Raw genomic sequence first — 13,457 nt, 5'->3', positions numbered from 1 at the left:
GGCGCTCATCAGCGCTCAACACGATCTCGACGGCATGCGGAGTAGGCATGACCCAGTCTAACAACTAGGCCGCAATTAACGACTCAGGACACTAGTCGAGAAGGGCAACCCGCTCGACTGGTCGCCGTCTGGTTCGTTTCGCAAACGCAGCTCGATCGGGTCCAATCCCAGTTCGCAGGCCAGTTCGTCCATTGCCGACTCGACAACCATGACGGCGGTTGCCATTCCGGGACCGCGCATCCAGATCGGGGTATTGACGTCCAGCGGCGCGGTGGAATATGACTGCGCGACGTGGGGCACGCTGTAGAGCATCTGCCCTGGCGCCAAGACTTCCTCGGTGAACGTCTCGTAACTCGACGTCTCACCCCGAATGTCGTGTTTCATAGCGGTGAGTCGACCGTCGCGGGTACTGGCCAGCGCCACCTGGTAGGTGTACGCGGGGCGGTAACCGGTACCGAAGTACAGCTGCCGCCGCGACAGCACCACTTTCACGGGGCGCCCCACCTGCCGAGCCGCAAGCGCGGCAACGGTGACGTGCGGCCAGGCTCGCAGACCGCTACCAAAGGCGCCGCCGACGAACGGGGAGATGACGTGTATCGCCTCTTGGTTGATACCGAACACCGAGGCGAGTTCCTGCTGAGTACCACCCACCACCCATTGAGTCTTGTCCCACAGGGTCAATTCGTCGCCGTCCCAGCGGGCGATCGTCGCGTGCGGCTCCATGGGGTTGTGGTGGTTGCGGGCCGTGCGGTAGGTCATATCGAGGCGCACCGGAGCGGTGCTGAGCGCAGATTCGGCGTCACCTCGGGTGTAAAGCGTCGGCGAGTCGGCCTTAGCTCTCACGAGATCTGTTGATGGTGAACGTGATTCGTAGGACACCGCGACTAGACGTGCGCCGTGTTGGGCTGCCTCCAGGCTGTCGGCCACGACGACGGCTACCGGCTGCCCAAAGAACAGCACCCGGTCGTCCTGGAAGACCTTCAGCCGTGCCCCAGGCGGGTTGTTGGAACCTTCGTTGTCCCGGTAGGCCAACCGGGGCGCGTTCGTATGGTTGATCACCTGCAGCACGCCGGGATGCGCGAGCGCATCACCGGTGTCGATGGCGGTGATGCGACCACGTCCCACGGTGCTGTCCACCATCACGGCATAGGCGACACCGTCGACGGCGTGGTCGGCGGCGTAGGTAGCCGCACCTGTGACCTTGAGCCGTCCATCGACTCGGGACTGTGCGGTACCGACGGCGATCTGTGGTTGTGTCATGCCAGACCCGCGACAGTCGTGAGTTGCCGTTCGACGGTTCGTCTGAGCAGATCTACCTTGAAGTCGTTCCCGCTCAGCGGTTTTGCGCCGTCGGCAGCCAGTGCGGCGGCCGACGCCCACAACTCGGGACTAGGTCGGCGACCGGTTACCGCCCGTTCCACCGCTGGCAGTCGCCATGGCACGGTGCCGACACCGCCGACCGCCACGCGAGCGCTTCGCACAGTGCCACCGGCGATATCGAGCGCCACCGCTGCCGAGCACAGCGCAAACTCGTAGGACTGTCGGTCGCGAACCTTCAAGTAACCGGACCGTCGAGTTCCTGGACGCACGGGCACCTCCACCGCGACGATGAGTTGACCAGTTCCAAGATCGTGCTCCTGCTCAGGAGTATTGCCCGGCTGGCGATAGAAGTCTGCCAATGGGATTGGGTGGTCCCCGTCGCCATCCCGCCTTATGACAACGGCGTCGAGCGCAACTAGCGCCACCGCAAGGTCGGAGGGATGAGTGGCGACGCACTGATCGCTGGTTCCCAGGATGGCCAGCATCCGGTTGTACCCATCGATGGCTGCGCATCCCGATCCGGGCTCGCGCCGATTGCAGCTCGCGGACACGTCGCGGAAGTACGGGCAGCGGGGCCGCTGCATCAGGTTTCCGCCAATGGACGCCATGTTGCGCAGCTGTGCTGATGCACTGAGTTCCAGCGCCTGACTGATTACCGGAAACTGTTGCCGCACCGCCGGATGGGCCGCCAGGTCCGACATCCTGACCAGCGAGCCCACCCGCAACCTCGCCGAATCAGTGTCGATGTCCCGGTAGGGCAAGCGGTTGATGTCGACCACCGATTCGGGACGTTCGACGGTCTCGCGCATCAGGTCGACCAGCGTGGTGCCGCCCGCAATGTAGCGCGCACCCGATCGGCCAGCAGCCAACGCGGCCGTTTCGTCTGCTGCCCTGCTGAATTGGAAGGGAAACACTCGGTCACGCTCCGTTCGGCGCGGTCCGCGCCACCGCGGTCACGATGTTGGTGTAGGCGCCACAGCGACAGATGTTGCCGCTCATCCACTCTCGAATCTCCTCCGGGGAGGACGTGTGCCCCTCCCGAATGCATCCGATGCCCGACATGATCTGTCCCGGTGTGCAGAATCCGCATTGGAAGCCGTCGTCGTCGATGAAGGCCTGCTGCAAGGGGTGCAGTTCGTCACCGCGGGCCACACCCTCGATGGTGATCACCTCGGCACCCTCGGCCATGACCGCCAGGATCAGACAGGACACCACCCGCTGATCGTTGATCAGCACGGTGCATGCGCCGCACGCCCCTTGGTCGCAGCCCTTCTTGGTGCCCGTCAATCCCACACGCTCGCGCAACATGTCGAGCAGCGAGGTGCGGTTGTCGACGAGTACGTCGTGGTCTTCGCCGTTGATGCTCATCCGCACCGACGTTTCGTTCCCACCAGGCTGTGCGATCTGGTCGTCGCTTCGTCCCTGCAGCAGCGGGATCGCGATGGCTGCGCCGCCGACTGCCACCGTCGCACCGACGAAGGTCCGGCGCCGGATGTGTCCCGACGATCCAGCGTCCTGCGACACCTTGGGATTCTCTGTCATTGGATATCCTCACTGCCCAGGCGGTTGGACATGATCGGCCTTTGCAGCGCTCGGCGGACACACCGGGATGCGCCCGCGGAGTGGGCCTTCGGTCTAACGGATCATTTCGCTCCGGGAATCCGGTCGTCATGGGTGCAGGCACCTAGACCGCTCGGGAAGATCCTCCTGGCCGCGAGTGGGCCTGTGGTCCCGACCCGGGTCGGGAATCTGCACCCGTGACGGTGGGCGCCGGGTGCTTCATGCTGTACTCATGACGTTGGGTCGAGGCGCCACTAGGACGGCGTGCGGTGTTGCCGCGCTGGCAGCTTTGATGGCCATCGCCGCCGTCGTGCTGCATTGGATCAACTCTGCGGTCGACACCACGGGACTGAACACCGAGTTGTGGACGGCGACGGTGCTCCAAACACTGACGTGGGCCGCCGCGGGTGTGTTGATCGTGACCAAGCGGCCGCGCAATCCGTTCGGCTGGTTGTTCTGCGGGGCAAGCCTGGCGGCGGCCGTCACCACCCTGGGCAATGAGTACGCGGTCTATGCCCTGATGCTCAACGATTCCCGGGTTCCCGGCGGGGAAGTTGTTCTGTGGCTGGCCAACTGGGCCTGGGTGGTCTACCTCGGGATCATCCCAGTCGTGCTGTTGTTGTTTCCGGACGGAAGACTGCTGTCCCGCCGGTGGGCTCCTGCGCTTGCCGTGGCCGTGTCCGCAACTGTGGCGCTGCTGATCGCGCAGATCCTGCGCCCGGGCACCATGGTGGAGACGGGAAGCCTGGCCACCGTCAACAACGTCGTCGCCATGCAACGTTCCCATTCGGTCCTCGCCATCGTGGGACTGGCGGGCAAGACGCTGTTGGACGTGACCATCGCCGTGAGCGTGGTAAGCCTGCTCTTGCGCTTCCGCCGCGCGCGCGGCGATGAACGGCTTCAGCTGAAGTGGCTCGCCTCGGTGGCGGTGTTTCTGCCCGTCACCCTGGTACTCACCTACATGGCGCCAGGCGTTCCGACCACATTGGCGTTCAAACTGCACATCGCAGTACTCATCGGAACCATCACGGTGGCCGTCCTCAAGTACCGCCTCTACGACATCGACGTCATCATCAACCGTTCGCTGGTCTACGCGACGCTGACCGTGCTCATCCTGGGTATCTACGTGGCGGTAGTCGCAGCGACGGGTGCGATTCTGCAGACCCGGGCCGGGTACGTACCCGCGCTCATCGCGACCGGTGTCGTCGCGGCGGCGTTCAGCCCGTTGCGGCAGCGTCTGCAATCAGGGGTCAACCGACTGCTCTACGGCGGCCGCGACGAACCCTACGAAGTACTCTCGCGCCTGGGCCAACGACTGGAATCCACCGTTGCGGTCGACGAGGTGCTCCCCGGGCTCGTCGAGACCGTGGCCCAAGCCTTCAAGCTCCCCCATGTCGCCGTGGAGGTTCCCGCGCCGGGGTCTCGCGACGAGGCCGGAGTCGACGCCATGCAAACGGTCGCCGAGTACGGTCACCCAGCGCCGATAGCTCTACGACTTCCCCTGCAATACCAGGGAGTTCCCGTTGGTGCACTGGTGCTCGCCGCCCGTAGCGGCGACGAGGGATTCGCCCCGGCCGATCGTCGGCTTCTCGAAGATGTCGCCCGTCAGGCCGGGGTGGCCGCGCACGCCGTCGCGTTGACCGCCGCGCTGCAGGGCTCCCGCGAACGTCTAGTCACCGCCCGCGAGGAAGAGCGGCGCAGACTGCGCCGCGATCTGCACGACGGTCTCGGACCGACGCTGACCGCGGTCGCCCTGCAGATCGACGCCACCCGCAACGTCCTGCGCAGCGACCCAGCCGCCGCCGACGAACTCCTCAAAAATCTTCGCGCCGAGGTGAAGTCCTCCATCGACGGTATCCGACGCCTGGTATACGACCTTCGGCCTCCCGCCCTGGATGAGCTGGGACTGGTCCGCGCACTGCGGGAGCAAGCCGCCGGGTTCGTCCGCGCAGGCAGCGCCCGCCTCGACGGCCTGCACGTCACGGTCGAAGCCGCCGATGACTTGCCGCCGTTGCCCGCTGCCGTCGAGGTCGCCGCCTACCGGATCGGCGCCGAAGCCGTCACCAACGTGGCCAGGCACGCCAAGGCCAGTCACTGCGAACTCCGCCTCACCGTCAACGGCGCATTGGAGGTGCAGGTGACCGACGACGGGATCGGTGCCGGCGCCAGCTGGCGCCCTGGAGTGGGGCTGGCATCGATGCGAGAGCGGGCCGCCGAACTGGGTGGCACACTGTCGGTGGAGCCCAGCGCCAGCAGCGGCACCCGTGTGCTTGCCAAGCTTCCACTGAGGACCCGATGAACGATCTCGAGACAACCGCAGTGCGCGTCGTCATCGCAGACGACCACCCCTTGGTGCGCAGCGGATTGCGGACCATCCTCTCCGCGACAAGCGGCATCGAGGTGGTCGGCGAGGCCAGTACGGGGACCGAGGCCATCGCAGCGGCGAACGACTTGGTGCCCGACGTCATCGTGATGGATCTGCAGATGCCCGACACCGACGGCATCGAGGCAACCCGGCAAGTCGTCACAGCCAACCCGAGCATCGCCGTCCTGGTGCTCACGATGTTCGAAGACGACACCTCGGTGTTCTCCGCCATGCGTGCGGGGGCGCTTGGCTACCTGCTCAAGGGCGCCGAGCAGGAGGAGATCATTCGTGCCATCCAGGCCGCTGCCCACGGTCAGGCCATATTCGGACCCGCCATCGCGCATCGCCTCATCGACTTCTTTACCCAGCCTCACTCGCCCACTGCACCAGCGTTTCCCGAGCTCACCGACCGGGAGCGGGAGGTACTCGAACTCATCGCGGCCGGCCAACCCAATCGCGCCATCAGCCGGTCACTGTTCATCTCCCCGAAGACCGTGGCCAACCACGTCTCGAACATCTTCGCCAAACTTCAGGTAGCTGACCGGTCCGAAGCCATCGTACGGGCCCGCGAAGCAGGCCTTGGCGAACGTAGCTGATTGCTGCCCAACGGTGCTCAAAGATCCGGCGCCGATGGGAACCCACGATCAGCGGAACCTCTGGTGGTGGAGGGAACCTCAGCGGTTGTAGAACTGATGACCGGAATGCGGCCGCCGGCGACTCGCCACCTGGAACCCCGCCGCACGATCTTCACGATCGCTGTCCGACGCAACCCGCTCTCCGCCTATCGATCATTGAGGCGAGGACCGTAAAATCTCACTCTCATGTCCAAGTGGACCTCGGGTGGACATCTCACTTGAGAATTGGACATCAAACCTGAGAGGCCACAACCGCTGTAGCTTCTCATTTCGCGTGTCACACCCCGATCCTCTGAACTGCGGTGTCTCCGGTCATCTCACGTCGTGTCATCGGGGCTTCGTCTCAAATTCGTGTCATTTCCTCCAGCGGCGCCCCGTGACCGGCCTAGCCGGCGGCCGAGATCGTTCACACCGATCAGGCCAAGTCAGCCATAGTTCTGTCACATGACACCGGTGGGGTCACAACGTGACGTGCCGGGCCAATCACGAATCGTCGTCGATCCAGGCGAGGACTCGCCGTTCGAGGCTTTCACGGCGGCCGCGGCCACCGAAGATCCCCCGCTCATGGCGCCACCGAGCACGGTGCTCGGCCAGTTGCCGCTGCGGCCGACAGTGGCGTTCGAGTGCGTCGGCGCTGCGGGCTTGACCTCAAAGAGCTCGACATCCGGTTTTCGCTGTTCTACTCCGCCGAAGAGTTCGCCGCCACATTCGCCCACCTGTCCGCCGGGGATTTCGACGTCACTCCACTACTCACCGGCACCGTCGGTCTCGACGGCGTCGCAGACGCCTTTGAGCGCCTGAGCAACAACCCGCACGAGGCCAGGATCTCCTCCTCGACCCATCTCGGTAGAAGTCGAGCCGCCTCACGGCTTGGTGGGTTTGAGTTCGACGACGAGCTTGTGCAGTTCACCGGTGAACCGGAACGGTACGTCATAGTCCCGGTTCAGCGGTGTGCCGCTGTCTTCGCCGACGTCGAAGGTTTCGTCGGCGGACACTCGAACCGGGACGGTGCGGTCGATGCGTCCCTGGGCCACTTGGGCGTTGTCGACGAACAATGTCGCCGTCCCGCCGCTGCCGGGATCACCGCCGTCGTAGGCGAAGTCCACCCGAACGTCGTACTTACCGGGGGCCAGGGCGCTCGGCGCTTCGACCCGGAACTTGTGTTCGGGGTAATGCGAAGCGGCAACAGCGAATACCGGCTTGCTCTCCAGAAGATACAGCGCGTTGCCGCCGAACCAGCCGCCCTGCGTCATCAGGATGCCTTCAGCCCCGGCGGGTGGGACGGTGACGGTTGCGGTGACCGAATACGAGGTGTTCTTCATGTTCGGTGCCATGCCCTCGGTGATCCGGGTGACGCCGTCGAAGTACGTGTAGATGGTACGGCCGGCGTTGTGCTGCGGCCGATTCTCTGGACTCAACCGCTCCAGGTAGCGGTCGTCGAGCGGGAAGACCTTGTTCTTCTCCGCTTCGCGCAGGAACAGCTGGCGCATCTCCTCGAGCTTGTCGGGATTGTCCTTGGCGACGTTCTTCGATTGGCTGAAATCCTCGTCGAGGTGGTAGAGCTGCCACTCGTATTCCTCGAACGGGTCCGGATTGGTCGGACCGCGCCCCTGCCAGGGCAGCCGCTTGGGCGCGGTGTTGGCCATCCAGCCGTCGTGGTAGATGCCCTGGTTGGCGATAACCTCGAAGTACTGCGTGGTGTGCGTCTCGGGCGCATCCGCATTGTCGAACGTCGGGACCAGGCTGGTGCCGTTTAGGTCCACCTGTTCGATGCCGTCGATGGTCTTCGGCATCGGCAACTGCGCGGCCTCCAGGATGGTCGGCACGATGTCGGTGATGTGGGTGAACTGCGAACGCAGCCCGCCGGGCTCCTTGATGCCCTTGGGCCAGGAGATCACCATCGAGGTGCGGCTGCCGCCCAGGTGGGAGGCGATCTTCTTGTCCCACTGATACGGCGAGTTCATGGCATGGGCCCAGCCGTGCGAGAAGTGGTTCTGGAACCACATGCCGCCGAACTGGTCGATGTTCTCGACCATGAAGTCGTCGCGGTCGTCGATGCCGTTTCCTAGGGTGACGATCTCACTGGTCATTCCCCGACCCGACGGGTCCTCGGCGCTGGAACCGTTATCGCCCTGGATGTACACGATCATCGTGTTGTCCAGCTCGCCCATCTCCGCCAGGGCGTCCACCACCCTGCCGATCTGGAAGTCGCAGTGCGACAACGCCGCTGCGTAGCATTCCATTTGTCGGGCGCACACCCGCTTCATGTCCGGCGACAGGGAATCCCAGCGCCGGTAGTCCGCAGGCGTCGGGTTCAGCACCGCATCCGGCGGGATGACCCCGAGTTCCCTTTGCTTCTCGTAGGTCATCTCCCGCTGCCGGTCCCAGCCGTGGTCGAACTTGCCCTTGAACTTGTCGATCCACTCCTTCGGGGCGTGATGCGGCGCATGCGCCGTCCCCGGGGTGTAGTACGCCAGGAAAGGCTTGTCCGGGTTGACGGCCTTCTGCATCCGGATCCAGTGGATGGCCCGATCGGCGAGGTCGGCGTCCAGATGGTAGGTGTCCTCGCGGCCCAGATACGGATCGACCGGCAGGTTGTTCTCGTAGACCGCCGGCCGGAACTGGTGCGCGTCGGCGCCCAGGAAGCAGTAGGAGTATTCGAATCCCAGGCCCGAGGGCCACAGGTTGAAGGGCCCGGCCGGGGTGGTCAGCCAGTCCGGCACGTTGTGGTTCTTGCCGAACCAAGCTGTCCCGTAACCGTTTCCGGTGAGCACCTCGCCGAGAGTGCCGACACTGCGGGACACGATGCTGTGATAGCCGGGAAACGGAGTGGAGAACTCCATGATGATCCCGGTGGACGCCACATGATGGTTACGACCGGTCAGCAGCGCCGCCCGCGACGGTGAACACAGCGCGGTGGTGTGAAAGCGGTTGTACCGCAGGCCGTGTTGCGCCAGCCGCGCATACGTCGGGGTCGGGATCGGGCCGCCGAACACCTCCGAGGCGCCGAACCCGACGTCGTCGGTCATCACCAGCAGAATGTTCGGCGCCCCCTCGGGAGCCGCGATCTCCTTGGGCCAGTCGATCGGATCCGATCCCGCCACGGTCCGGTCGATCTTGCCGACCTTCTGGTAGGGCTCGATCGGCAGCGTGGTGCGATCCGGCCATTCACCGGCGGGCTGCTGCGGTGTTCCCGACGTGGAGGTGTCGGAGGGGGTGTTGTTGTTACACGCGGACAGCAGGGGAGGCAGCGCTGCGGCCGCCGCACCCGCTGCAGCCAAGCCCCCCAACGCCTTTCGTCGGGACAGGTGCGTGCGGGGGGCGAGCTCGATGTCAGTCACATCCGGATCCTGTCTGGTTAGTATTCCTTGGCGGCGGTGAAGCGGGCGTGTAGTTCGGCTTCTTCGGCGGGATCGAGTCCGGGTTCGCCGATCTCGATGTCGATCCGCTCGATCCGGCCGGTGTAGGGGAACGGCGGCTTGTAGGCCTTGCTGACCGGTGCACCGGTATCCATCCCGACACCAAAGGTATCGATGCCGAATCGCCCGGCCACGGTGTGCTCGATGCGTTTGCGGTCCACTTCGGCGCCGTCGACGCGCAGGATCGCTTCTCCGCCTTTACCACCGCCGCCGCCGTCGTAGAGGAAGTCGAACGTCACCGTCGACGCATGCTCCGGCAGCTGTGCCGACCCGGCCAGCGTGGTGCGTTCGCGGTCGAACCAGTTGTACTCGTAGTGCGGTTTGCCGTCCTGGACGTACAGCACGAATCCAGCCGACGATCCGCCCGAGGCCAGCAGGACGCCGTCGCCGCGTTCGACGATGTGGGCGGTGATGCGGTGCGCGCGATTCTTGGTGTTCGGTGACGCGGTTTCGGGCAGCCGAATCGCGCCCGGATAGTAGGTGAAGTTTCGGCGGTTGGGGTCGCCGCCACCCGGGGGTGGTTTCGGGACCGCCAGTCGGGCCGCCCCGCGGTCGTCGAACGGATAGATCCCGTACTTCTCGGCCTCGTCGTCGAACAACTTCTTCAACTGGTCCAACTTGTCGGGGTGCTGGCCGGCCAGGTCGTGGTTCTCGCTGAAGTCTTCATCGAGGTGATACAGCTCCCAGCGGTCGTTCTCCCAATGGCCCGGTGCCAGATCCTGGCGCCAAGGAAGCGTGTGTTGCGCGCAGGCGATCCACCCGTCGTCATAGATCGCGCGGTTGGTGAAGATCTCGAAATACTGACGCTGCCGCACCGGCCGGGCGTCGGCGCTGCCGAACGTCGACGCGATTGACACCCCGTCCATCGGCTTCTGTTCGATCCCGTTGACCGACTTGGGCGCCGGGATGCCCACCACTTCCAGGATGGTCGGCACCAGATCGATCAGGTGGGTGAACTGCGAACGCACACCGCCGTGTTCGCTGATCTTCGCCGGCCACGACACCACCATCGGATTACGAGAACCCCCGAGATGGCTGGCCACCTGCTTGACCCACTGGAAGGGCGCGTTACCCGCCCACGCCCAACCCAGCGGATAGTGCGGTTCAGTTCCCGGCTCACCGATCTCGTCGATAAGCGCCAGGTTGTCCTCGAGCGTCGCGTCGATCCCGCTGAGCGCCATGATCTCGTTGACGGTACCCGTGACGCCGCCTTCGGAGCTGGCGCCGTTGTCCCCGACGATGTAAAGGATCAACGTGTTGTCGGCGTCGGGCAGCGCGTCGACGGCCTCGAGTAGCCGGCCGATCTCTTGATCGGCGAACGCCATGTAGCCGGCATAGTTCTCCATGAACCGCGCGTACAACCGCTTCTCGTCCGGACTCAGCGAATCCCATGCCGGACACCAATCCGGACGCGGCGTGTTCTCCGCCTCCGGCGGGATGACCCCCAACGTCTGCTGCCGCTGGAATGTCTCATCTCGCACCACATCCCAACCGCGGTCGAACTGGCCGGTGAACCGCTGCCGCCACTCCCGAGCCACCAGATGCGGAGCGTGCATCGCACCCGGAGCGAAGTACATCAACACCGGCTTATCGGGGTTGACCGACTTGCTGTAGCGCATCCAACCGATCGCCTTGTCGGTCATGTCGGTCATGAAGTGATAGCCCTCTTCGGGCGACTTGTCTGGCTCCACGGCCACGGTGTTCTCGAACAGCACCGGGTAGTACTGATTGGTCTCACCGGCATTGAAGCCGTAGAAGTAATCGAAGCCCAACCCGGTGGGCCACCGGTCGAACGGACCCACCACACTCGATTCCCAATCCGGGGTGTTGTGGTTCTTGCCGAACCATCCCGTGTTGTAACCGTTCTCCTTCAGAATCTTGCCGATGGTGGCAGTCGACTTCGGCAGCATCGTGGTGTAGCTGGGGAAGCCGGTCGCCCACTCGGCCAGAAACCCCGACCCGCAGTTGTGATGATTACGCCCGGTCAGCAACGCCGCTCGTGAGGGGCCGCAGATTGCCGTGGTGTGAAACCGGTTGTACTTCAACCCTTTTGCCGCCAACTTATCCAACGCGGGGGTGGGAACCGGCCCACCGAAGGTGCCCGTCTGGCCGAACCCCACGTCGTCAAGCACCACGATCACCACATTCGGCGCGCCGGCGGGCGGTTTCGGCAGCTCCGGCCACGCCTCGACCGAATCCTGATACGTCTTTGCGACCTTGCCGGTGAATGGCGGATCGTTCATCGGTAGATGCTCACGACCCGGCGGCCCCGCAGGCGCCGACGGGGCCGCCCCAGGCGCCTGCCCGCCACCGCTGTCACACGCCGCCAACAGCGACACCGATGCCGCCCCGCCCACCCCCAGCCCCGCCAGGGAGCTGATCGCCGTACGCCGGGTTACCCCCGGCCAACGTTCACCGGCTTGCAGCGCAGCTGTGGAATGGTCCCGACCGTCCCGATCTGGCGTCTGGCTCATCACCCCACCATATTTAGGCGTCTGCGGGACCGCGCTGTTTTGGTCGAGCCCCGGCCAACCCGACCAGGAGAAACCTAGACTCATCGGTTCTCCACCGGCACACAACTGCAGGGCGCCAACAACTATCGGGTGGCCTTCGCTGCGGGACACGTTCGGCTGTTTGCGGTCGTATCACCCGATAGCCTTGCCGTATGCCGCTGTCCGATGAACTCGCCAAGGCCGCATTCCTCTACGGGTACTCAATAGACGAGGCCTACAAGTTCCTCTACGAGACCACCATCAAGCCGGGCACCGCGCTCAACGAGTTTCAGCGGCTGCGCGAACTCGCCGATGACACGTACACCGACCATCCCACCATCAACAACGACACCTTGCACCTGCAGGGATGGTTCGACGTCGCCGCCCAGCCCGTGGTCGTGACCGTGCCCGATTTCGATGAGGGCCGGTACTGGATCCTGCACACGATGGACCTAGGGCACTACACCAACGCCATGATCGGGTCGCGCACGCGCGGGACCAGAGGGGGACGATTCCTTTTCGCCGCCGGTCACTGGAGCGGATCGGTCCCCGACGGGATCGACGAGGTGGTGCGCTCGGATTCCAACATCATCAAGGTGATGGGACGGATCATGACAACCGGCGGCGACGACCTCCCGCTCGCTCAGGCGTACCAAGACCAATGGGCACTGCAGACACTCTCGGCGTTCAACCAAGTTGCGGGGCCGCCGCCGGTCACGCGCAGATTCCCGGATCCGGCATCCACCAACTGGGTGCAGCGGGTCAACTTCGTGCTGGCCGACGGATCGATGGCCGAGGCCGACGCCGACTGGCTCGCGCGGTATGGGGCCATCGGACTGAACCCGGGCCAGACCGACCTGACTGACGAACAGGCCGCGGCCGCCGCCCGGGGCGAGCAGCTCGGGATGGCGCACCTGGCCGCACTCGCGCCGCAGATGACCAACAGCGCACAACTCCTCGGAACCCGAGCCGAACTGCAGGACGATCCCCGCGACCTGTTCGCCGAGGGAACCTACATCGGCCAATGGGGACTGCCGCCGGCCGAATCCATCTATCTGAAGGTCGAGACCGATTCAGACGGAAACCCCATCAACGGTTCGAACGGCAGGACATATCGCGCACGATTCCAGCCCCCCGACGTCAGCGAGTTCTGGTCGTTCACCGTGTACGGCACCGACGACCGGCTCATGGCCCACAATGCGATCAACCGTCACAGCCGTGGCGACCGGACACTCACACCGGATTCCGAGGGCTACTACACGATCGAGATGAGCGCCGACGTCGACCACAACCAGGACAACCCCAACTTCCTGCCTATTCCGGAGAAGGACGTCTACCTGATTCTGCGCCTATACGGGCCAGGGCAGGAGATCCAAGCCGGCAACTATCAGATGCCGGACTTCGAGAACGTTCACTGAACTCGGTAGGGCCCCGCGACGAAACGACGAAGAAGGCGGCCACTTTCAACCGCCGACCGGACCCTCGACGATCATCCGCCGCAGGCAACAGCAGCAGGCACAGCGGGATAAGTCCGTTTATCTCACTCCGATGTCCAAAATGACATATGGATGAGGTCAAGTCCATGGACGTGGTGTACGACGTCGTCGTGTGATTCTTCGAGTTGATCGTTCAGGCGGGCAGTGCCGCGGGGGTTTCCTCCTGTTCT

The 13,457-nt window shown here is 64.5% G+C and carries 8 protein-coding genes; 3 read left to right on the top strand and 5 right to left on the bottom strand.

Annotation, left to right across the window (positions count from 1 at the left end):
- Positions 1 to 75 precede the first annotated feature (75 nt).
- From ABZ195_RS28340 to ABZ195_RS28330, 3 genes are read right to left on the bottom strand one after another with little or no spacing between them, the layout of a single operon-like run.
- The gene (locus ABZ195_RS28340; RefSeq protein WP_355223212.1) at positions 76 to 1,260 is read right to left on the bottom strand and encodes a molybdopterin cofactor-binding domain-containing protein; all 1,185 of its coding nucleotides are present in this window, start codon (positions 1,258 to 1,260) and stop codon (positions 76 to 78) included.
- Positions 1,257 to 2,234 carry a xanthine dehydrogenase family protein subunit M gene (locus ABZ195_RS28335; RefSeq protein WP_355223211.1) on the bottom strand — a complete coding sequence of 326 codons (978 nt, stop codon included), beginning with the start codon at positions 2,232 to 2,234 and terminating at the stop codon, positions 1,257 to 1,259. Before ABZ195_RS28335 ends, ABZ195_RS28340 begins: the two co-directional genes overlap by 4 nt.
- 4 nt (positions 2,235 to 2,238) lie before the next feature.
- On the bottom strand, positions 2,239 to 2,862 hold the full coding sequence (locus ABZ195_RS28330; protein ID WP_355223210.1) for a (2Fe-2S)-binding protein: 624 nt from the start codon (positions 2,860 to 2,862) through the stop codon (positions 2,239 to 2,241).
- A gap of 250 nt (positions 2,863 to 3,112) precedes the next feature.
- On the opposite strand from ABZ195_RS28330, the gene ABZ195_RS28325 reads away from it, so the two are divergent.
- Positions 3,113 to 5,179, top strand: coding sequence for a histidine kinase (locus ABZ195_RS28325; protein WP_355223209.1), 2,067 nt, complete (start codon positions 3,113 to 3,115; stop codon positions 5,177 to 5,179).
- Positions 5,176 to 5,841, top strand: a complete 666-nt coding sequence (locus ABZ195_RS28320; RefSeq protein WP_355223208.1) for a response regulator transcription factor — start codon at positions 5,176 to 5,178, stop codon at positions 5,839 to 5,841. The genes ABZ195_RS28325 and ABZ195_RS28320 overlap by 4 nt, the downstream gene beginning before the upstream one ends.
- Before the next feature lie 902 nt (positions 5,842 to 6,743).
- On the opposite strand, the gene ABZ195_RS28315 is transcribed toward ABZ195_RS28320, so the two are convergent.
- Both ABZ195_RS28315 and ABZ195_RS28310 read right to left on the bottom strand, forming a co-directional pair.
- On the bottom strand, positions 6,744 to 9,221 hold the full coding sequence (locus tag ABZ195_RS28315) for an arylsulfatase (protein WP_355223207.1): 2,478 nt from the start codon (positions 9,219 to 9,221) through the stop codon (positions 6,744 to 6,746).
- A 17-nt stretch (positions 9,222 to 9,238) separates the two neighbouring features.
- Positions 9,239 to 11,542, bottom strand: coding sequence for an arylsulfatase (locus ABZ195_RS28310; protein WP_355223206.1), 2,304 nt, complete (start codon positions 11,540 to 11,542; stop codon positions 9,239 to 9,241).
- Between the two features lie 422 nt (positions 11,543 to 11,964).
- Here ABZ195_RS28310 and ABZ195_RS28305 point away from each other — a divergent pair, with 422 nt between their 5' ends.
- The gene (locus tag ABZ195_RS28305) at positions 11,965 to 13,209 is read left to right on the top strand and encodes a DUF1254 domain-containing protein (RefSeq protein WP_355223205.1); all 1,245 of its coding nucleotides are present in this window, start codon (positions 11,965 to 11,967) and stop codon (positions 13,207 to 13,209) included.
- Positions 13,210 to 13,457 lie beyond the last annotated feature (248 nt).

Origin of the sequence: Mycobacterium sp. NPDC006124, assembly GCF_040614235.1 — a bacterium.
In the GTDB taxonomy this organism is placed as follows: Bacteria; Actinomycetota; Actinomycetes; order Mycobacteriales; family Mycobacteriaceae; genus Mycobacterium.
The sequence above is the reverse complement of the archived record's forward strand: the minus strand, read 5'-3'. Positions and strand labels throughout refer to the sequence as shown.

Coding starts and splice junctions, on each gene's coding strand:
- ABZ195_RS28325 (WP_355223209.1), top strand. CDS start 3,113: ATGACGTTGGGTCGAGGCGCCACTAGGACGGCGTGCGGTGTTGCCGCG.
- ABZ195_RS28330 (WP_355223210.1), bottom strand. CDS start 2,862: ATGACAGAGAATCCCAAGGTGTCGCAGGACGCTGGATCGTCGGGACAC.
- ABZ195_RS28340 (WP_355223212.1), bottom strand. CDS start 1,260: ATGACACAACCACAGATCGCCGTCGGTACCGCACAGTCCCGAGTCGAT.
- ABZ195_RS28305 (WP_355223205.1), top strand. CDS start 11,965: ATGCCGCTGTCCGATGAACTCGCCAAGGCCGCATTCCTCTACGGGTAC.
- ABZ195_RS28320 (WP_355223208.1), top strand. CDS start 5,176: ATGAACGATCTCGAGACAACCGCAGTGCGCGTCGTCATCGCAGACGAC.
- ABZ195_RS28310 (WP_355223206.1), bottom strand. CDS start 11,542: ATGAACGATCCGCCATTCACCGGCAAGGTCGCAAAGACGTATCAGGAT.